General features: G+C 68.3%; 15 protein-coding genes. 5 read left to right on the forward strand and 10 right to left on the reverse strand.

Annotated elements, in window-relative coordinates; all coding sequences use genetic code 11:
* Positions 1-63 precede the first annotated feature (63 nt).
* From ACTJLD_RS37115 to ACTJLD_RS37130, 4 genes are all read right to left on the reverse strand, one after another.
* On the reverse strand, positions 64-789 hold the full coding sequence (locus ACTJLD_RS37115; RefSeq protein ID WP_021157415.1) for a copper homeostasis protein CutC: 726 nt from the start codon (positions 787-789) through the stop codon (positions 64-66).
* Between the two features lie 120 nt (positions 790-909).
* Entirely contained in the window at positions 910-1,314 is a 405-nt protein-coding gene (locus tag ACTJLD_RS37120; protein WP_059695293.1) for a hypothetical protein, read from the reverse strand.
* Complete coding sequence (locus ACTJLD_RS37125; protein WP_027788988.1) at positions 1,311-1,697, reverse strand: hypothetical protein; 387 nt, start codon at positions 1,695-1,697, stop codon at positions 1,311-1,313. The genes ACTJLD_RS37120 and ACTJLD_RS37125 overlap by 4 nt, the downstream gene beginning before the upstream one ends.
* A 162-nt stretch (positions 1,698-1,859) precedes the next feature.
* On the reverse strand, positions 1,860-3,146 hold the full coding sequence (locus tag ACTJLD_RS37130; RefSeq protein WP_027788987.1) for a sensor domain-containing phosphodiesterase: 1,287 nt from the start codon (positions 3,144-3,146) through the stop codon (positions 1,860-1,862).
* Between the two features lie 296 nt (positions 3,147-3,442).
* Between ACTJLD_RS37130 and ACTJLD_RS37135 the strand changes: the two genes are divergently transcribed.
* Both ACTJLD_RS37135 and ACTJLD_RS37140 read left to right on the forward strand, forming a co-directional pair.
* Positions 3,443-5,110, forward strand: coding sequence for a Na+/H+ antiporter (locus ACTJLD_RS37135; RefSeq protein WP_440661243.1), 1,668 nt, complete (start codon positions 3,443-3,445; stop codon positions 5,108-5,110).
* 388 nt (positions 5,111-5,498) lie between these two features.
* Positions 5,499-6,143 carry a family 1 glycosylhydrolase gene (locus ACTJLD_RS37140; RefSeq protein WP_244105460.1) on the forward strand — a complete coding sequence of 215 codons (645 nt, stop codon included), beginning with the start codon at positions 5,499-5,501 and terminating at the stop codon, positions 6,141-6,143.
* A gap of 14 nt (positions 6,144-6,157) precedes the next feature.
* Here the strand turns inward: ACTJLD_RS37140 and pdxR are convergent, their stop codons facing one another.
* Entirely contained in the window at positions 6,158-7,666 is a 1,509-nt protein-coding gene (gene pdxR, locus ACTJLD_RS37145) for a MocR-like pyridoxine biosynthesis transcription factor PdxR (RefSeq protein WP_059695288.1), read from the reverse strand.
* A 14-nt stretch (positions 7,667-7,680) separates the two neighbouring features.
* On the opposite strand from pdxR, the gene ACTJLD_RS37150 reads away from it, so the two are divergent.
* Entirely contained in the window at positions 7,681-9,192 is a 1,512-nt protein-coding gene (locus ACTJLD_RS37150) for an MFS transporter (RefSeq protein ID WP_166742119.1), read from the forward strand.
* A gap of 134 nt (positions 9,193-9,326) precedes the next feature.
* Here the strand turns inward: ACTJLD_RS37150 and ACTJLD_RS37155 are convergent, their stop codons facing one another.
* From ACTJLD_RS37155 to ACTJLD_RS37165, 3 genes are all read right to left on the reverse strand, one after another.
* Entirely contained in the window at positions 9,327-12,899 is a 3,573-nt protein-coding gene (locus ACTJLD_RS37155; protein WP_440661246.1) for an indolepyruvate ferredoxin oxidoreductase family protein, read from the reverse strand.
* A gap of 1,291 nt (positions 12,900-14,190) precedes the next feature.
* Positions 14,191-14,508 carry a hypothetical protein gene (locus ACTJLD_RS37160; protein WP_440661248.1) on the reverse strand — a complete coding sequence of 106 codons (318 nt, stop codon included), beginning with the start codon at positions 14,506-14,508 and terminating at the stop codon, positions 14,191-14,193.
* Positions 14,509-14,959: 451 nt separating this feature from the next.
* Complete coding sequence (locus ACTJLD_RS37165; RefSeq protein WP_060356939.1) at positions 14,960-15,517, reverse strand: sugar O-acetyltransferase; 558 nt, start codon at positions 15,515-15,517, stop codon at positions 14,960-14,962.
* A gap of 361 nt (positions 15,518-15,878) precedes the next feature.
* Here ACTJLD_RS37165 and ACTJLD_RS37170 point away from each other — a divergent pair, with 361 nt between their 5' ends.
* Positions 15,879-16,493 (forward strand): glutathione S-transferase family protein, encoded by a 615-nt coding sequence (locus ACTJLD_RS37170; protein ID WP_060082766.1) that lies wholly within the window; start codon positions 15,879-15,881, stop codon positions 16,491-16,493.
* A gap of 43 nt (positions 16,494-16,536) precedes the next feature.
* Here the strand turns inward: ACTJLD_RS37170 and ACTJLD_RS37175 are convergent, their stop codons facing one another.
* Positions 16,537-17,499 (reverse strand): ion channel, encoded by a 963-nt coding sequence (locus ACTJLD_RS37175; RefSeq protein ID WP_091925564.1) that lies wholly within the window; start codon positions 17,497-17,499, stop codon positions 16,537-16,539.
* 179 nt (positions 17,500-17,678) lie between these two features.
* Entirely contained in the window at positions 17,679-18,698 is a 1,020-nt protein-coding gene (locus ACTJLD_RS37180; RefSeq protein ID WP_048026803.1) for a sulfate ABC transporter substrate-binding protein, read from the reverse strand.
* A gap of 451 nt (positions 18,699-19,149) precedes the next feature.
* On the opposite strand from ACTJLD_RS37180, the gene dapA reads away from it, so the two are divergent.
* On the forward strand, positions 19,150-20,043 hold the full coding sequence (gene dapA / locus ACTJLD_RS37185; RefSeq protein ID WP_440661251.1) for a 4-hydroxy-tetrahydrodipicolinate synthase: 894 nt from the start codon (positions 19,150-19,152) through the stop codon (positions 20,041-20,043).
* Positions 20,044-20,049 lie beyond the last annotated feature (6 nt).

Consider the following 20,049-nt stretch of genomic DNA (forward strand, 5'->3'; position numbering starts at 1 on the left):
GCGGGCCGCGCAATCGTCTGCCGCGCGCTGGCGTGATTCGTCGCGCCGTGGCAGCCGCGCACCTCACACGTGCGACGCGGCCCCGTCGATGGTCGCGCGCACCTTCGCGACGAGCAGTTCGTCGACCGGTGCCAGCACCTCGCCGCGCGGCCGCACGCCCGAGCCGAAATGCACCGCGCGCACGCCGGTCGCGCGCACGAAATCGCCGACCGCATCGACCGTGAGCCCCGAGCCGGCCAGCACCGTGCAGGTCGAGCCTGCCGTCTGACGCACCAGCCGCGTGATCGTCGCGACCGCGTCGAGCACCGACGGATGGCCGCCCGACGTCAGCACCGACGTGACGGCCGGCACGCGCAGCAGCGCGTCGAACGCGGCGTTGAGATCGCGCGACACGTCGAACGCGCGGTGGAACGTCAGCGCGCGGCCGTCCGCCGCGGCCGCGATGCGGGCCAGCGCGCCCAGATCGACGTCGCCGCGCGCGTCGAGCGCGCCGAACACGACGCCGTTCGCACCGGCCGCGACGGCCGCGCGCACGTCGCGCTCGATCACGCGCAGGTCGTCGGCGTCATAGACGAACGACCGGCTGTGCGGCCGCACGATCACGTTGACGGGAATCGGCACGGCGGCCACGACGGCTTCGATCAGGCCGACGCTCGGCGTCAGCCCGCCTTCGGTGATCGCGGTCACGAGTTCGAGGCGGTCAGCGCCCGCGCGGGCGGCGGCCTTCGCGTCGCCGACGGTCGTGGCGATCACTTCGAGGAGAATGGAAGAAGCGGCGTTTCGGCTCATGGGCGGCCCGCGAATCGTCAGGACAATTCGCGCATCCTAGCCGAGCCGCGCGACGGGCGCCAGCGTGACGGGCGCCCCGCCGTCAGCGGCGCCCCGTCAGCCCCGTCGCGAGTCCCACCGTCAGCCGCGCCGCGCGAGCCACACGCCGACGAGCGCGGACAGGCCGGTCACCACGGCGCCGGGCGCGAATCGGAACATCCGCGCATTCACGTCGACGCCCTGCTGCTGCATCACGTCGACGATCCCCGGCGCCAGCAGGAGCGTCACCCAGCCGATCATCCCGAACGCGGTGGTCGCGGACGCGACGAGCAGTGCGATGCCCGCGCCACGCGCGCGCGGCCGGAACGCGCCGGCGAAGGCGCCCACGGCCAGGAACACGGCCGACAGCACGAACAACACGGCAACGAACACGAGCATCGCCCGCGTATGGCCGAGCTTCATGAACGCCATCATCTGCGCGGTGATCACGCACATGCCCGCGATCGCGAACAGCACGATCGCGAGCGCGTTGCGCACGACGCTCATGCGCTCGCCTGACGGAAATACGCGGTCGCGGGGCGCCGGAACAGCAGGTAGACGAACAGGGCGAACAGCAGGAAGCCGGGGATCAGCACCGCGAACATCGACGCCGGCATGTTGACGAACGAGAACGCGAAACCGAACACCGCCGTCACGATATAGGCCTTGCGCGACCATTCGCGGCCCTTGAGGATCGCGATGCCGATCACGACGTTCACGGCTTCGATGAGCACGCTGATGCCGAGCGTCGCCCAGACGGGCAGCAGGTAGTGCGACAGCAGCGCCTGGGTGGTCGGCATGCCGATCGTGAATGGCGTATAGATGCACGTGATCGCGTTGGTCACGATGATGATCCACGCGAGAATGGTCAGCGAAATCGGTCTTTTCATTGTGTTTTCCTTGTTATTCGCCGCCATGGTGGCCCCCGGGACGGCGCGCCCGCGGTCACGATGGCCGCGGTCGCGCCATTGTCGGGGAAGCGCGGGGCGAGCGCAACGGGCCGCCCGCGCCGGCCCGGATCGCCCTGCTCGCCGCCTGCGGTGCGCGCGTCGCTAGCCGGCGTCCGCTTCGTCGTCGGCCCAGTCGATATCGCCGCACAGCACGCGCTGCGTATCGCCGACGCGCACGGCCACCGACAGCGTCACGCACGGCTGCGCCTCGTTGATCGACAGGTACGGCCGCGTGACCTGCACCCGCCCCGGCTCGGCGATCGCCGAGCGGAAATACGGCCGGCGCAGCCAGTTCGCGCCCTGTGCGTCCGCCAGCGGCGAAAAGCGTGCCTCGGCGAGCGCGCGGTCGGCGCGCAGCACGACGTTGCGGCCCGACTGGCGGCCGTGCGCGTCGAGCAGGAAGCAGCGCGCGGCCGCGTCGAGCGCGAGGAAGTTCCAGCACACCTCGTCGAGCGGCTCGCCGGCCGCGAGGCGCTCGGCCGCGCGTTCGAACGCGCGCAGGTACGGCGCGAGCCGCTGCGCATCGCGCCGCTCGCGCGCCTCGGTCTGCTGGCGAAAACGCTCGGTCAGCTCGCCGATGCAGCCCGTCGCGGCCGCGCTGTCGGGCAGCCCCGGCGCCGGCCGGCCGAAGTAGTAGCCCTGCACGAAATCGGCCTCGCACGACAGCGCGATCTGCGCCTCGTGCTCGGTCTCGATCCCCTCGACGAGCACCAGCTTGCCGGCCTCGTGCAGCAGCGTCACGAGCCCGTGCAGGATCGCTGTGAGCCCGGTGCGGTGCGCCGCGTGCGACAGCATGATCCGGTCGAGCTTCACGATGTCCGGGTTCAGTTGCCAGATCCGCTCGAGATTCGAGTGGCCCGCGCCGAAATCGTCGAGCGCGATCAGGAAACCGTGCGTGCGGAATTCGCGCACGGCCTCGGCCAGCCGCTCGACGTCCTCCGCGCGCTGCTCGAGCACTTCGAGCACGATGCGGCGCGGCGGCATGCCGAGCCGCTTCAGGTTCGCGAGCAGCGCGGCCGCCTGGAACGGGTCGGTGAGCACCCCCGGATGCACGTTGAGGAACAGCCACTCGCGCTCGGCGCCGAGCAGCGCGAAGTTCTCGAGATGCAGCGCCTGCGCGAGCCGGTCGAGCTGCAGCAGTTCGCCCTGGCGCGCGGCTTCGCCGAACACGTCGAGCGGCGACACCGCGCGGTCGAGCGCATCGTGCGCGCGCAGCAGCGCCTCGTAGCCCACCGCACGCTGGTGCGACAGGCTGAAAATCGGCTGGAACACGGTCGTGAGCGTCAGGTCGCGGTGCTGCGTCGCCAGACGTTCGAGGCCGGAACTCACCTCCCGCTCGAACCGGTACGGCGACGCAGCGGCCGGACGCTCCTGTTGCACGATCGTCATGCCTTCCTCCTGGTAATGCCTTCGAACGCGGCGCCCGGCAAGGCGAACGGCGCGTGCAATGTCATGGTTGGACCCTCGGTTGCCCGGTCGAAGCCGGACGGTTGACCAGCATCAAGCAAGCTCCGTGCAAGGCGCGTAGAACCCATGCGCCGCGCGGGCTCACCGGGCCGCCGCACCACCGTGGCACACGCGCGACGCACCAGTTTCGTGCGCACGCACCGGCCGCTCGAACGCACCCGTCACGCTGTCACGCTACACTCCGTACGATCGTTTCATTCCCCGTATTCGCCGTATCGATGGAAATCGTCTTCACCGTCCTGATCCTGCTGCTGACCGTCGCGCTGTCCGGCGCCGTCACGCGCATCCTGCCGTTCCAGCTGCCGTTGCCGCTGATGCAGATCGCCTTCGGCGCGATGCTCGCGTGGCCGAAGCTGAACCTGCACGTCACGTTCGATCCCGAAATCTTCATGCTGCTGTTCATTCCGCCGCTGCTGTTCGCGGACGGCTGGCGGATTCCGAAGCGCGAGCTGTACCTGCAGCGCCGCGCGATCCTGATGCTCGCATTCGGGCTCGTGTTCATGACGGTACTCGCAGTGGGCTACTTCGCGCACTGGCTGATACCCGAGTTGCCGCTGCCGATCGCGTTCGCGCTCGCGGCCGTGCTGTCGCCCACCGACGCGGTCGCGCTGTCGGGCATCGCAGGAAAGGGCCGGATTCCGCCGCAGCTGATGCACATCCTCGAAGGCGAGGCGCTGATGAACGACGCGTCGGGCCTCGTCGCGCTGAAATTCGCGATCGCGGCCGCGCTGACGGGCATGTTCTCGCTGCGCGACGCGTCGGTCACGTTCGTGATCGTCGCGGCCGGCGGCCTTGCGACGGGCGCGATCGTGTCGTGGGCGTTCAGCGCGCTGTCGACGCGCTTCCTGAACGCCGAGCAGGAAGGCGATCCGGCCCCCGGCATCGTGATGACGCTGCTCGTGCCGTTCGCGGCCTACCTGTTCGCCGAGCATCTCGAGCTGTCGGGCGTGCTGGCGGCCGTGTCGGCCGGGATGATGATGAATTACACGAGCTTCTCGCGCAAAAGCACCGTCGCATCGCGCGTGCGCGCCGAAAGCACGTGGGCGATGATCGAGTTCGTGTTCAACGGCATGGTGTTCATCATGCTCGGGCTGCAGCTGCCGCACATCATCGGCCGCACGCTCGTCGACGCGCACCACACGAGCGACGCGCTCGTCGGCCGGATGATCGTCAACGTCTGCGCGATGATGCTCGCGCTGTACGCGATCCGCTTCCTGTGGGTCTGGCTGCTGCGCTGGTTCGCGAGCCGTCGCGCCGCGCGCCAGGGCCTCGCCGGCACGATGGCCGGCACCCGCACGATCGCGGTGATGACGGTCGGCGGCGTGCGCGGCGCGGTCACGCTCGCCGGCGTGCTGTCGATTCCGGTCGCGCTGTCCGACGGCGTGCCGCTGCCGGGCCGCGACACCGCGGTCTTCGTCGCGTCGGCGGTGATCCTCGGCTCGCTCGTCGTCGCGGTGATCGGCCTGCCGCTGCTGCTGCGCGGCGTGCGTTCGTCGCGCAGCCCGCTCGGCGACGAGGAACGCGCCGCGCGCGCGGCCGCCGCGCAGGCCGCGATCCGCGCGATCGACTCGTCGCACGACGCGATCTCGGCCGATCTCGACGAATCGGGCGCCGCGCGCTGCGCGGATATCTCCGCACGCGTGATGGACCAGTACCGCCGCCGCCTCGCGACGCTCGCCGAGGACGGCCCCACGCCGCGCGCCGAAGCAAAGCAGGCCGAAACGATGGAACTGCAGATGCGGATCGCGGCCGTGCGCGCGGAACGCACCGCGCTGTACCGGCTGCGCAGCGACAGCAAGATTTCCGACGAGACGCTGACGAAACTGCTGCGCGAGATCGACCTGTCTGAAACGGCGCTGTCGACGCGCAAGAAAGGCATCGTCTGATTCGATACGCGAGGCGGCCCCGTCTCGTTGCCGATCGCGGCAACGACCTGCCGGCGGCGGCTTGCCCCGCTTGTCCGATTTGTCGGTCCCTCTAAAAAAACTTACACAACGCGCGGCTAGCATTGACGTTTCCCCGGGGATCCGTCGCGCCGCGCGTTTCGCCGAGCCCGGAAAACCGCTGCGCGCCGATGCCGCGCCATTGATCGTCCTTTCGGGATGCAGGCCATGCCGGCTTTCTGCCCGTCTCGAATTGGAATCCTAACGACAATCCATTCTTTCAGGCAGGCTGAATCTTGCTATGCCGATCCATCGAAACTCGACGAACGCCCCTTCGCTTCGAGGCCGCCGACGTTTCCTGACGCAAGGCGCAGCCGTGCTCGGCAGCGGCATGCTCACTGCTTGCGGCGGCGATTCGATCGACTCGTCCGCCCGTTTCGCCGACGGCTTCGTATGGGGCGTCGCCACGGCGGCGCCGCAGATCGAAAGCCGGGACGGCCGCGGACAAAGCAACTGGGATGTGTTCGCCGATCAGCCCGGCACGATCGCCGCCAGCCCCGATTTCCTCGGCGTGCAGTACTACAACTGCTTCTACGTGAAGGCGGGCGCGAATGGCACGGGCTTCGCGCTGGCCGCCAGCCCGCAGAACGAGATCCAGACGATGGCCTATCTGGTCGAACCGTACGGGATATCCGAGATGCTGCTGCGCGTGCACAACGACTATGGCGCACCGCGGATCATCGTCACCGAGACCGGGTTCGCGATCAAGGAGCCCGCGCCGAGCGGCGGCATCGTCGACGACGGGCCGCGCATCGACTATCTCGCCAGCTACCTGAACGCCGCGCACGACGCGTACCGGCAGGGCGTGCGTCTCGGCGGCGTGTTCTACTGGGCAGGGCTCGACAGTTGGGAATGGGGCAGCGGATTCGCAAAGAAATTCGGGCTGGTTCACGTCGACCCGAATACGCAACAACGTGTACCCAAGCGCAGCCTCGCGTATTACTCGCGCTGCATCGCCGACAACTACGTCGCCTGACTGGCGGCGCGCCGTCAGGCCGCGATGGCGCGCCGCAGCCGCAGCACGGCGTCCCGCATGTTGCCCGGCAGCGTCGCGCCAAAACCGATCACGAGCCCGGCCTCGCCGCCGTCGCGGTAATGCGGAGACAGTGGCGGCGTCTGCAGTCCGAGCGCCGCTGCAGCTTCCCATACCGCGAGATCCGCGTCCGGCGCAGCCGCGCCACGCAGCTTCGCGACGAGATGCAGACCGGCATCGGGCGCGCCGCCCCATTCGAGCAGGCCCGCGCAGTGACATTCGAGTGCGGCCAGCAGCGCATCCCGGCGCTCCGCATAAAGCATCCGCATGCGGCGCAGGTGCGTCGCGAAATGCCCTTCCCCGATGAATTCCGCGAGCGTGACCTGCAACGGTGTCGGCGATTGCCGGTCAACCAGTGCGCGGGCGTGCGCAAACGCCCCGGCGAGCCCCGGCGGCGCGATCAGGAAACCGATCCTTAAGCCGGGCGCGAGGACCTTCGCGAACGTGCCGACGTAGATCACGCGATTCGCGGCCGATTGCCGGCCGAGCGCGCGCAGCGGGTGCAGCGGCCGGCCGGCATAGCGGTAGTCGCCGTCGCAATCGTCCTCGACGATCCAGGCGTCCGCACGCTCGGCCCAGTCCAGCAGCGCGAGCCGGCGCCGCAGGCTCATCGTCACGCCGAGCGGGTACTGATGCGACGGCGTCACCACCGCGAGGCGCGCGTCCGCGGCGAGCCGTTCGCCGGCCTCGACGTCGAGGCCCTCCGCGTCGACCGGCACCGGCACCGCACGTGCGCCCGCGCTTTCGACCGCGCTGTGCCCCGCGACGAATCCCGGGTTCTCGATCCACACCGTATCGCCCGCGTCGATCAGCAGGCGTGCGGCTAGCTCGATCGCGTGCTGCGAGCCGGACGTGATCACGACGTCGTCAGCATCGCACGGCAGGCCGCGCGTCACGCCCAGATGTTCGGCGATCGCCTCGCGCAGCGGGCGGTATCCGGCCGAATCGGCGTAGCCGAGCTGATCGACGGTCGGCCGGCTGCGCCAGAAGCGGGCGGACAGTCGAGTCCACGTGTCGTACGGGAACGCATCGAACGCGGGGGTACCGGGCGCGAGCAGGCCCGGCCCGCGCGGCACCGGCGTGACAGGCAGCCCAGTCAAACGGCGGCCCCGCTCGGAGAGCGCCGGGTACGCATCGCCGCGCGCTGCGGTAACGGACAGCGGTGCCGTGGCGACGGGCGGCGCCAGATCCTCCGGCAACACGTCCGGCACGTAGACGCCGGAGCCGCGCTGCCCGCGCGCATAGCCCTCCGCGATGAGCCTGTCGTACGCCAGCACGACGGTCTGCCTCGACACGCCCAGTTCGGCCGCGAACGATCGCGTCGACGGCAGGCGCGCGCCGGGACGCAGGTGGCCGCGCAGCACCGCCTCGCGCAGGTGACGTGCGATCTGCTCCTGAAACGGCAGCGCCGCTGCGGGATCGACGGCGAATGCGCCCCAGACGGGTGGAGTGGCACGTTTGCTCATGGCCTGAAAGTGGAGTGATTCAATCTCTGAAAGTGGGCTTAGATACTAGTGCCACTTGTTGCTATCGTGCAAACCATGTCATTCCTTTCCCGATCACGCGCATGACTATCGAAGCGTCCTCCCTGCGCCGCGGCCTCGCGCTCGCGTCGCTCTATACAGGCGTATTCCTGCCGCCGCTGGATTACTTCATCGTCAATCTAGCGCTGCCTGCGATTCACGTCGGCCTGAAAGCCAGCGACGCGCAGATCCAGCTCACGGTCTCCGCATACGCGCTCGCATATGCCGTCGTCCTGATCACCGGCGGGCGCCTGGGCGATCTGTACGGACGCCGGCGGATCTTCATGATCGGCATGGCAGCCTTCGTCGTTGCATCGGCGCTGTGCGGCATGGCGATGAGCGGCGAGGTGCTGGTCGCGAGCCGCGTCGTGCAGGGCATCAGCGCGGCACTGATCACGCCGCAGGTCCTTGCGTCGATCCGCACTGTCTTTCCTGCGCAGATGCAGGCGCGCCTGATGGGCCTCTACGGGTTCGTGTTCGGGCTCGCGTCGGTGGCAGGGCAAGTCGGCGGTGGCGCGCTGATCGATCTGCATCCCTGGGGACTCGACTGGCGCGTGGTATTTCTCGTGAATGTGCCGATCGGCATGCTCGCGCTGGTGGGAACCTGGCGGTATCTGCCCGAGAGCCGTGCGGAGCGCCGCGCGCGCATCGACGTTCCGGGCATGGTCGCACTGACAATTGCGCTGATGCTGCTGATCTATCCGCTGACTGTCGGCCGCGAGCTGCACTGGCCCGCATGGACGTTCTGGAGTCTCGGCCTGTGCATACCGGCATTCGTTGCGTTCATCCGGATCGAGCGCTGGATTGCGCAGCAGGCGCGCGATCCGCTCGTCGATGTGGCGGTGTTGAGCCAGCCAGTCGTGGCAATCGGCTTGCTGCTCGCGTTCCTCTTCTACAGCATCGCGGCGTTCTTTCTCACTTATGGCATCTACCTGCAGGAAGGTCTCGGCTGGACCCCGCTGCAATCGGGCCTCGGTCTTGCTCCCTACGGTGCTGGCTATCTGCTCGGGCCGCTCGCGACGCCATGGCTCGCCCGCCGCATCGGCGAGGGCCTGATGCCGCTCGGGTTCGGCTGCCTCGCCGGCGGCTTCGCACTCTGCGCATCGCAACTGGGCCACGGCGCGCCGGAGCTGGCGTTTTACATCGGCCTCCTGATTGCGGGAACCGGACAGGGGTTGGCGCTGCCATCGCTGCAGCGGATCGTGCTCGCGGGCGTCGACGCGCGGCATGCCGGCATGACCGCCGGCGCGATCGTCGCGATGCTCTACATCGGCGCTGCGTTCGCGGCCGCCTGCATCGGCGGCGCGTTCTTCGGCGCGCTGGGCGAGGGCGGCGGCGCGGCAGCACACGCGCACGCGATGCGCATCGGCCTCGAATGGATGCTCGTGCCACTCGTCACGGGTTTCCTGGTTAGCGTCTGGATGGTGCGGCGTCGCCATCGGACGACGAGTGCCGTGCGCGGCACCTGATCCGGCACGGGAGGTCACGGCGGGAATGGTCGTCGTACTTCGTCATGAAAAACACCCCAAAGGTTGGATCTAGTCCAACTTTTGGGGTGCAGTTCACATCAGCGGCGCCGTTTTCACATCCGCCCGCGTGCGCGTTACTTCGCGACCACGACCGGAATCCCCTTCAGCATGCCCGCGCCCTTCATCTCGTCGAGCGCGTGCTGCACGGCCGCGCTCGTCGCCGCATCGATGCCGAGCTGCAGCGCGAGCTCGCGCTCCGCGCGCTTCACGCCGGCCAGGTTGCGCACCTTCACGTGACCGAAGCCGCGCACGCGGGCATGCAGGTCGGCCAGTTGCGCGACCAGCGCCGCATTGCCGGCCGTCATCGCGGCGAGCGCCCGCGCGAGCGTCGTCTCGTAGTCGTCGGCAAGCGCGCGTTCCATCCTGCGCTCGACGGTGCGGCCGAACGGGTCGAGCCACGTGCCGCGCAGGCTGCGCACGCGCGCCAGCACACCGAACACCGGCCACATCCACTGGCCGAACACGCGCTTCTTCGGCACGCTGCCGTCGCTGCCGGCCTTCGCGACCGTCGGCGGCGCGAGGTTGAACTTCACGCGATAGGCCTGCCCCGGCACGCCTTCGAACTGCGCTTCGAGCGCCGTGCGGAACGCGTCGTCCGCGTACAGCCGCGCGACCTCGTATTCGTCCTTCACCGCGAGCAGCCGGTAGAACGTCGTCGCGACCGCGCGCGTGAGTGAATCGTCGTCCTTCGCACGCGCCGCGCTCACGAGCGCACGGTAGCGCTCGACATAACGGGCGCCACCGTACGCATAGAGACGCGCCTCGCGATCGGCGATCAGCTCGGCGAGCGTCTCCGGCGCGGCATGCGCGGCCACCGTGTGGCGCGCGTTCCACAACGCATCGAGGCCCGCCGCATCGCCGGCCGCCATCCGGCCGATCGAGAACGCGAGCTTGTTCATCGGCACCGCGACGTTGTTCAGCTCGATCGCGCGCATCATCGCCGCGAGCGACACCGGCACGAGGCCGAGCTGCCATGCATAACCGAGCATCAGGATGTTCGCGCCGATCGAGTCGCCGAGGAACTTCGCGGCGAGCGCCTGCGCGTCGCAGCTCGACAGGTAGCCGTCGCCGGCCGCGTGACGCATCTTCTCGAGCAGCGCGTCCGCATGCAGGTTCGCGTCGGGGTTCTGCACGAACGATGCATTCGGGATCCGGTGCGTGTTGACGACGATCCGCGAACGTTCATGACGCACCGTCTGCAACGCCTCGGCGCTCGCGCCCACAACCATGTCGCACGCGAGCAGCACGTCGGCCTGCTGCGTGTCGATGCGCACCTGGTTCAGCCACCGGTCGCTCGACGCGATCCGCACGAACGACAGCACCGAGCCGCCCTTCTGCGCGAAGCCCATGAAGTCGAGCACCGACGCGCTCTTGCCTTCGAGGTGCGCGGCCATGCTGATCAGCGCGCCGACCGTCACGACGCCCGTGCCGCCGACGCCCGTCACGAGCATGTCGAACGGCGCCGCGTCGAGATGCGTCGCGGGCACCGGCAGCGCATCGACGCGCGCGGCGAGCGCGGCTTCGTCGAATGCGGCACCGGCGGCCTTCTTCAGCGCCGCGCCCTCGACCGTCACGAAGCTCGGGCAGAAGCCGTTCACGCACGAATAGTCCTTGTTGCACGACGACTGGTCGATGCGGCGCTTGCGGCCGAGCGGCGTCTCGAGCGGCTCGACTGACAGGCAGTTCGACTGCACGCCGCAGTCGCCGCAGCCTTCGCACACCGCATCGTTGATGAACAGGCGCTTGTCCGGGTCGGGGAATTCACCCTTCTTGCGGCGGCGGCGTTTCTCGGCCGCGCAGGTCTGGTCGTAGATCAGCACGGTGACGCCCGGCGTCTCGCGCAGCTCGCGCTGCACCGTGTCGAGCTCGCTGCGGTGATGGAACGTCGTGCCTTTCGGGAACAGCCCGTGGTGACCGTCGTACTTCTCCGGTTCGTCGGACACGACAACGAAGCGCGACACGCCTTCCGCCTCGACCTGCCGCGCGATCTGCGGCACCGAGATGCTGCCGTCGACCGGCTGGCCGCCCGTCATCGCGACCGCGTCGTTGTAGAGGATCTTGTACGTGATGTTCGCTTTCGCGGCGACCGCCTGGCGGATCGCGAGGATGCCCGAGTGGAAGTAGGTGCCGTCGCCGAGGTTCTGGAACACGTGCTTCGTGTTGGTGAACATCGCGTGCGCGGCCCAGTCGACGCCCTCGCCGCCCATCTGGATCAGCCCCGTCGTGTCGCGCTCCATCCACGACGCCATGAAGTGGCAGCCGATGCCGGCCTGCGCGATCGAGCCTTCCGGCACCTTCGTCGACGTGTTGTGCGGGCAGCCCGAGCAGAAGTACGGCGTGCGCTTCACGGCATCCGCCTCGTTCGACAGGATCTGCGGCGCGACGAGATCGACGACGCGCTCGCGGCGGTCGAGCGCCGGCTTGTGGCGCGCGAGCCATTCGGCGAACACGGGCAGGATGCGCGACGGGCGCAGCTCGCCGAGCTCGGACAGCAGGCAGGCGCCTTCGGCATCGTGCTTGCCGAGCACGCGCGGGCGCGCGCCCTCCGTGCGGTTGTACAGATAGTCCTTGATCTGCTGCTCGATGACCGGGCCCTTCTCCTCGATCACGAGCACTTCGGCGAGCCCGTCGACGAAGGTCTCGATGCGCGTCATCTCGAGCGGATACGAGAGGCCGACCTTGTAGATCCGCACGCCGGCCGCGTCGAGGTCGGCCACCGTCAGGTCGAGGCGGCGCAGTGCTTCCATCAGGTCGAGGTGCGCCTTGCCGCAGGTCACGATGCCGACATTCGCCTGCGCGCTCGGCGCGATCCACTTGTCGATGCTGTGGGTGCGCGCGAAATGGCGCACCGCGTCGAGCTTCGCGGCAAGGCGCGCTTCGATCGTCAGGCTCGGCAGGTCCGGCCAGCGGTTGTGCAGGCCGCCCGCCGGCGGCGTGAAGCCTTCAGGCGCCGGCCAGTGCGTCTGCAGCGCGTCGAGGTCGACGGTCGAGCCCGACTCGACCGTTTCGGAGATCGCCTTGAAACCGACCCACGCGCCCGAGTAGCGCGACAGCGCCCAGCCGTACAGGCCGAATTCGAGCATGTCGGCGATGTTCGCCGGGTTCACGACCGGCATGTGCCACGCGATCATCGCGAAGTCGCTCTGGTGCGGCATCGACGACGACACGCAGCCGTGGTCGTCGCCCGCGACGACCAGCACGCCGCCATGCGGCGACGAACCGTACGCGTTGCCGTGCTTCAGCGCGTCGCCCGCGCGATCGACGCCCGGGCCCTTGCCGTACCACATCGCATATACGCCCTCGACCGTGCGCTCGGGATCGGCCTCGACGCGCTGCGTGCCGAGCACGGCCGTGCCGCCGAGTTCCTCGTTGATCGCGGGCAGGAAGCGCACGCCGCCGGCGTCGAGCAGCTTCTTCGCCTTCCACAGCTGCTGGTCGACCATGCCGAGCGGCGAACCGCGATAGCCGCTGACGAAGCCGGCCGTGTTGAGCCCCTGTTCGGCGTCGACCGTGCGCTGCATCAGCAGCAGGCGGACCAGCGCCTGCGTGCCGGTCAGGAAGATCCGGCCGCGCGTCGCGGTCAGGTTGTCGGTCAGGCGGTAGTCGGACAAGGCGGGCGTGCCATCGACGGGCAAGCGGGCGGTCATGGGGGAAGTCTCCTGATTGTGCTGTTCTGGGCTGCGCGGCAGGCGTCGGACGACGCGTGGGGGACGGCAGCGAATGGCTCTATTTTTTCGCGCGCAGCCGAGAATGTTTTTTCTCATCTTGCTCGGACGGGGCTGTAGCGAGAAAAACTGCGCAGGTTTTTGACCAAATTTGAGATAGTTCTCGCGCGCGGCGGCCGGGCGGGATGGGCGACGTGTCGGGGCAGACGGGCTGTTTGCCGGGAACGCGCGGGATTGCCCGACGACGGCCCGGGTATGCGGCGGTTGACGCTCGCGCCCCGTGTGACAAGGGTTTCGGCGGGTGGAGGCGGTCACGCTCACCGTTGAGATGCACAGCGTTCCGATTGGGCGGCGGAGCGGGATGTCCACAATCCCGCTCTCGCGCTCACCATTCGATTGCACAGGGTTTCGAGTGGCGCAGGGGCCGGGATATCCACACCGTTATCGGCATGCGGCACGCTCGAGTGCCGACGCTCACCGTTGAAATTCACAGCGCGGCGAGTGGGTTTCGGCGATGGATATCCACACCGGAAATGGCGCATGACGCCGATCCGGCGTTCACCCTCACCGATCGAATACACAGGGGCGCGACTGGGTTTGTCGGCCGGTGTCTCGCCCGGACAGGCAGGCCGGAACCCGCATGCGGCACAATCGCGGGCTCGCGCTCACCGTTGCAATACACAGGGCTTCGAGTGGCTTCCATGGCGGTTATCCACGTCCGATCCGGCAGAACCGCCCACCGCGGGCACCCTCACCGTTGAAAACCACAGCGCTTCGAGTGATCCGCCGCGCGGGATATCCACATGGGCAAGAATCCGCCGGGAGACAGCGGGTGCGCCCCGGAAGGCGCCGCCGGCCGGCATTCCGTGCCGGAAGGGGCTCATCGGTCGGTCGAGCGCTGATGCTCACCGTCGCAGCGCTTCGAGTAATCGGGAACGCAGGATATCCACATGAACGAGAATCCGCCGAGCCATGGCGGAGGGCCTGGAAGCGCCACCGCGCCGGCGGCATTCCGAGCCAGAAGCGGCTCATCGGCCGGTCGAGCGCTGATGCTCACCGTCGCAGCACTTCGAGCGATCCGGAACGCAGGATATCCACATGGGCGAGAGTCCGCCGAACAACGGCGGGAGCCCGGAAGCGCCACCGCGGCCGGCATTCCGTGCCAGAAGCGGCTCATCGGCCGGTCGAGCGCTGATGCTCACCGTGGAAATGCACAGTGCCGCGAGTCGTTTCGGCCGTCGGATATCCACACGGTAGCCCGCGCTATCTTCGCTCACATGCTCGCGTGCGAGCCGGATGTGCACGACGCTTCAGGTGGTGTTGGCTTGGGCTTGAGCTTGGGCTTGGGCTTGAGCTTGAGCTTGAGCTTGAGCTTGAGCGGCCGAATGATCGCATGCTGGTGCGCTGATCGCCTATCGCGTGTCGATGCGCGCCTTTGCGGGCACGTCGAGTCGCTCGCGAACGCGGCGATGCGCGGCAAAATCGGCGCATTGCAGACCATTTCACCGCGCTCACCGTTAGAATGCACGGCCCTTCGGGTGGCAGCCGATGCCGGGATATCCACGTCGCGGCGCATCCGCGATTCGGCCACGATGCACGCGTTCGGCTAGAATGCGCGGCGCGCCGAACCTCGGCAAAAGTCAGGAAACCCCGCCGGGAAAGGCGCGCCGCGGGATCGGCGCCGACCCTCACCGTCGAATTCCACAGCATTTCGCCTCGTTCCGCGGGCGAGTTGTCCACAACCCGCTTCATGCACTTCGCATCATCCGGCGACCCTCACCTGTGAAATGCACAGGCGCCGAGTCGTTTCGGCATGAGGATATCCACATCCGATCGCACTGCGCGGCCTTCGTCGAAACATCGGCAGGCGCGGCGCGAGCCTCCACCGGCAGCGATCGGGCAGACACCGGAAAGCCCCGTCCGGACGGCCTCGACGGCACCCTCACCATTCACATGCACAGCGTTTCGAGTCGCCTCGAGGGTCGGTTATCCACATCCGTCCGGCCAGACTGCTTCGAACGGGCGCGCGCCCTCGTGCCACGTCATTCGGCAATCGACCGGATGACCGCTGCCGGATTACCGCCAACCAGCACATTCGGCGCAACATCCCGCGTGACGACGGCCCCGGCCGCGACCACCGAGTTCTCGCCCACCGTCACACCGCCGACGATCGTCGCGCCGGCGCCGATCCATACGTTGCGCTCGATCACGATCGGCTTCGCGACGACGAAATCGCGCCGCCGCGAAGGTTCGACGGGATGGCCCGACGTGATGAGGCTGACGTTCGGCCCGATCATCACGTCGTCGCCGATCGCGAGCCCGCCGAGATCGTAGAACGTGCAGTTCTGGTTGACGAACACGTTGCGACCGAGCTTCATGCCGGTGCCGCCCGTCGCATGGAACGGCGGGATCAGCACGAAGCCGTCATCCACCGGCGTGCCGATCAGTTCGCCGAACAATGCGCGGACTTCCGCGGCATCGTCGAATGTCAGGCGGTTGATCCGCGCGGCGATCGCCATCGCCCGCTTGATCTCGGCCACCATCGCCGCCGACGCCGGCGTTCTTCCCGGAATGATCGTGGTGCGATCGTCGTTTGCCATGCGTGAGTTGTCTCCCATGATTTCCCTGTTTCGTGTCGTATCGGCGAATGCGGCCGGATGCGAGTCTTGCCGTGCGCACGGGCACTGCGGGCGTCACGATGCCGGGCAAGTGACGCCGGCTTCGCCGGAATTTTTCATCCCGTTCATAACTAGTATGAATATGACTAGTTATTTGTTTACTTCCTTGTCACATCGAGCTTTGCCCGGTTTTCCACTCGAAACGCCACGCGTCCGGTCATCGCTCGCAGATGGCCGCCCCTCACCGGGCGCCCCTGGCCGGGCGCCCCTGTCCGAACCTCCGGCGCTCGGGTACGCTTGAGCATCCACCGGACCGACAGCTGCACCCAATCACGGAGGCACGATGAAGCTCTACTACTGGCCGAAGACCCGGGCATTCCGGGCGTTGTGGATGCTCGAAGAGCTCGGTGTGGTGTACGAACTCGTGCCGATCGACCTGCGCTCGCACGAACAGGGCAGCGATGCGTTCGTGCAGGTCAACCCGATGGCCAAGCTGCCCGCGCTCGACGACGGCAGCGTGCCGTTCGCCGAATCGGGCGCCGTGCTGCTCTATCTTGCCGACCGCTGCCCGGGTGCCGGGCTCGGCATCGCGCCCGACGATCCGCTGCGCGGCCGCTTTCTCCAATGGATGTTCTTCACGCCGACCTGCCTCGAACCGGCGATGGCCGAAAAATTCACCGGCGCGTCGGGCAATCCGGTCGCATTCGGCTGGGGCAACATCACGCGCGTGCAACGCGCACTCGCGCAAACGCTCGCCCATCATCCATGGCTCGTCGGCGACCGCTTCACCGCGGCCGACCTGCTGCTCGCCAGCACGCTGAAGATCGCATTCGACGCGCATCTGCTGCCGCACGAAGGCGTGCTCGGCGACTACGTCGCGCGCGCCGAGGACCGCGACGCATTCCGCCGCGCGGTCGCGATCGAACAGCGCGAAGCGGCGCGCCTGCTGCATGCGTGACGCGTCGCACGCGGGCGGTGCCGCCAGCCGCCCGCGGGCGTACCTACGCGGCCGTGCCCGGCGCCGCTGCATCGGCATCGACCACCGCGCCCGGCGAGCCGCGCTCGTCGGTATCGGTGTCGACCGGCACGACTTCATGAAAATGCGTGTAGTCGATGTGCGTGATGCCGTCTTCGTCGTGCATCAGGTCGACATAGCGGTGACGCCAGCGGATTTCGCCATGCACCCACGTGTGACGCGCCTGCATCACCTGCGCGGTCGTCTCGTCCGAGCCTTCGATCGTGATCAGCAACGACGCGTCGCGCGCGGCGAGCGATTCGGGCGTCTCGCCGAACAGCGCGCTCGATTCGTCGATCACGTGCATCAGGTTCCAGCCGAGCAGGAAAATCGGGTGCTCGCTGCGCACGAGCGGCAGGTCGTGGATCTTGCGCAGCGTGTAGCCCTCGTGCGTGCCCTCGATCCGCATCAGCCGTAATTTCGCCTGCGCCTCGGCAATCACGTTCTGGCGCGCGTTCGCGGCGCGCACCATCAGCGTCATCCTGCCGTTCAGCGGCCGGACGATCGCGTAGCGCGCGAACAGGATCTTCGCCTGCGGCCGCGAAAACCGCGCGAACACGAGCCCCGTGGCCAGCGCGATGCCCGACATCCCGATGAAGATCTCGAACGTCGCGACCAGGTGCGCATAGACGGTTTGCGGATGCATGTCGCCGTAGCCGACGGTCGCGAGCGTCTCGACGCTGAAGAAGAACGCGCCGCCGAACCCGGCCGGCGACTGGTTCGCGATCGACGCGTGGCCGAGCAGGTAGAGCATTGCAAAGCCGCCGTTGAGCAGCAGGAACAGCACGGCGAGCGACAGGAAGAAAACGGGCCAGCTCACCGTCAGCGCGCGGTGATAGAGGTCGCGCCAGCCGAGCGGCGGCATCCCGTACGCAATGACCGGGCGTGTGCCCGACCAGATCTTGCGGCCACGGCCGCGGGAGGCTGGGGAGGACGAATCGACATTCATCGCGCGGCGCCGGAAGCAGGAAGGCGATGAGCGTAGCACGCGCGGCTGCGGCCGGGTATGCGTGCCGGTTCGGAATGAGCGTCCGCCGCGCCGCCGGCCGCCAGGCACAAAAAAAGCCGGCCGCGGAAGCGGCCGGCTGCGTCGTCAGCGTGCGGACAGGCGCGCGGTGTGCGCGGCGCTCACTTCCGGTCGACGATCACCTGGTCGAACGTGCCGCCGTCCGCGAAATGCGTCTTCTGCGCGTTCGCCCAGCTGCCGAAGACCTGCTCGACGCTGAACGTCTTCAGCGGCTTGAACTCGGCAGCATGCTTCTTCAGCACGTTCGCGTCGCGCGGGCGCAGATGGTGCTGCGCGATGATCTCCTGCGCTTCCGGCGTGTACAGGTAGTCGAGATACGCCTGCGCGACCTTGCGCGTGCCCTTCTTGTCGACGACCTTGTCGACGACGGCGACGGGCGGCTCCGCGAGGATGCTCGCCGACGGATACACGGCGTCGAACTGCGCGCCCGACGCACCGGTGTCCATCAGCGCGACCTCGTTCTCGAACGTGACCAGCACGTCGCCGATGCCGCGCTGCGTGAACGTCGTCGTCGCACCCCGGCCGCCGGAGTCGAGCACCGGCACGTTGCGGAAGATCGCCTTCTCGAAGTCGATCGCCTGCTGGTCGGTCGCGCCCTTCTGCTTCTGGAAGCCCCATGCGGCGAGATACGCATAACGACCGTTGCCCGACGTCTTCGGGTTCGCGATGATCACCTGGACACCCGGCTTCGCGAGATCGCTCCAGTCCTTGATCGCCTTCGGGTTGCCCTTGCGCACCAGGAACACCATCGTGGTCGAGTACGGCGAGCTGTTGTCCGGGAAACGCGCACGCCAGTCCTTCGGCAGCAACTGGCCGCGCTCGGCGAGCAGGTCGATGTCGTTCGGCTGGTTCATCGTCACGACGTCGGCCTGCAGCCCCTGCAGCACCGACAGCGCCTGCGCGCTCGACGCGCCGTGCGACTGCTTGATCGCGACCGTCTCGCCGGTCTTCTGCTTGTACGCGGCGGCAAAGCCCGTGTTGATGTCCTTATACAGCTCGCGCGTCACGTCGTACGACACGTTCAGGATCGACGTGTCCGCGTGCGCGGCCGACGCCGCCACGACCAGCGCCGCCGCCGCGCCCGTGTGCAGCCAACGGCCGATCCCCTTCATGCTTGCCATCGTGATATGCCCCGCTTCCAGTGGTGGTGAATGTGCGTGACGGCACGCGTACGCGCTGTCATCGAAACGTAAGCGGGCATTCTAGCGGCCGGGCGCGACGCGCTTTCCAATCAGTCGTGGAAAGCAAATCTCGATTCCTGCTAAACGGCGGCGGACACTCGCGTGCGCAGCGAATCCGGTGTTAAGATCGCCGCTCAGCCCATTCACGGTTCCTCCATGTCCGCTGCCCTGCGCTCGCTTCCGATCCTCGCCGCCGTCGCGGCAGGTGCGCGCGCGGCCGGGCTGAAACTGAAAAAACGACTCCTCGACTGACGGGGACGTCGCGTCCCGTCAGGCGAATGCCGGACGGGATGCCCGCAGGTCGTTTCATTCTCCTTGCACGCATGCCTCGCTCCGGCCCTCCGCCGGCGGAACGGTTCCTTCCCACTCCGTTTCCACCATGAGGCTTTGCATGAACACACGTTTCGAAGGTATCTGGCTGCCGATCATCACGCCGTTCCACCACGGCGAAGTCGACCATGCCGCGCTCGCGCGACTCGCGCGCCACTATGCGGGCGCGGGCATCGCGGGCTTCGTCGCGGGCGCGACGACGGGTGAAGGCGTGCTGCTCGACGCACGCGAACAGGACGCCGTGTTCGCGACGCTGCGCGACGCGGCGCCCGGACTGCCGATCGTCGTCGGGCTGACCGCGAGCGCGACGCATTTCGCGGCCGCGCGTGCGCGCGAACTCGCAGAGTTGCGGCCGGACGGGCTGCTCGTCACGCCGCCCGTGTATGTGCGGCCGACGCAGGACGGCATCCGCCGCCACGTCGAGGCGATCGTCGACGCGGCCGACCTGCCGGTGCTCGTCTACAACATCCCGTACCGCACCGGCGTGAACGTCGAACTGGACACGCTGCAGGCGCTTGCGCGCGACCCGCGCGTCGCGGGCCTCAAGGAATGCGGCGGCACGCTCGACCGGATGAGCCGGCTCGTGCACGACACGCCGCTCGCGATCCTGTCCGGCGACGACAACCAGAACTTCGCGGCGATGTGCGCCGGTGCGCACGGCGCGATCGCGAGCAGCGCGCACGTGCTGCCCGACTGGCATGTGCGCATCCACGCACTGCTGCGCGACGACCGGCTCGCCGATGCGCGGCGCCTGTCGGCCGCGTTGCAGCCGCTCGTCGCGGCGCTGTTCGCGGAGCCGAATCCGGCACCGGTGAAGGCCGTGCTGGCCGCGCAAGGGTGGTGCGAGGACGGGTTGCGGCTGCCGTTCGTGCCGGCGAGCGAAGGGTTGCGGGAGCGGCTGGCCGCGCTCTGCGCGGAACTGGACGAAACCGCACCGGACGCCGCAGCGGCATGACCCGCG

It is taken from the genome of Burkholderia sp. 22088 (assembly GCF_052045915.1).
Classification (GTDB): Bacteria; Pseudomonadota; Gammaproteobacteria; order Burkholderiales; family Burkholderiaceae; genus Burkholderia; species Burkholderia cepacia.

Coding starts and splice junctions, on each gene's coding strand:
- ACTJLD_RS37115 (WP_021157415.1), bottom strand. CDS start 789: ATGAGCCGAAACGCCGCTTCTTCCATTCTCCTCGAAGTGATCGCCACG.
- ACTJLD_RS37120 (WP_059695293.1), bottom strand. CDS start 1,314: ATGAGCGTCGTGCGCAACGCGCTCGCGATCGTGCTGTTCGCGATCGCG.
- ACTJLD_RS37125 (WP_027788988.1), bottom strand. CDS start 1,697: ATGAAAAGACCGATTTCGCTGACCATTCTCGCGTGGATCATCATCGTG.
- ACTJLD_RS37130 (WP_027788987.1), bottom strand. CDS start 3,146: ATGACGATCGTGCAACAGGAGCGTCCGGCCGCTGCGTCGCCGTACCGG.
- ACTJLD_RS37135 (WP_440661243.1), top strand. CDS start 3,443: ATGGAAATCGTCTTCACCGTCCTGATCCTGCTGCTGACCGTCGCGCTG.
- ACTJLD_RS37140 (WP_244105460.1), top strand. CDS start 5,499: ATGCTCACTGCTTGCGGCGGCGATTCGATCGACTCGTCCGCCCGTTTC.
- pdxR (WP_059695288.1), bottom strand. CDS start 7,666: ATGAGCAAACGTGCCACTCCACCCGTCTGGGGCGCATTCGCCGTCGAT.
- ACTJLD_RS37155 (WP_440661246.1), bottom strand. CDS start 12,899: ATGACCGCCCGCTTGCCCGTCGATGGCACGCCCGCCTTGTCCGACTAC.
- ACTJLD_RS37165 (WP_060356939.1), bottom strand. CDS start 15,517: ATGGCAAACGACGATCGCACCACGATCATTCCGGGAAGAACGCCGGCG.
- ACTJLD_RS37170 (WP_060082766.1), top strand. CDS start 15,879: ATGAAGCTCTACTACTGGCCGAAGACCCGGGCATTCCGGGCGTTGTGG.
- ACTJLD_RS37175 (WP_091925564.1), bottom strand. CDS start 17,499: ATGAATGTCGATTCGTCCTCCCCAGCCTCCCGCGGCCGTGGCCGCAAG.
- ACTJLD_RS37180 (WP_048026803.1), bottom strand. CDS start 18,698: ATGGCAAGCATGAAGGGGATCGGCCGTTGGCTGCACACGGGCGCGGCG.
- dapA (WP_440661251.1), top strand. CDS start 19,150: ATGAACACACGTTTCGAAGGTATCTGGCTGCCGATCATCACGCCGTTC.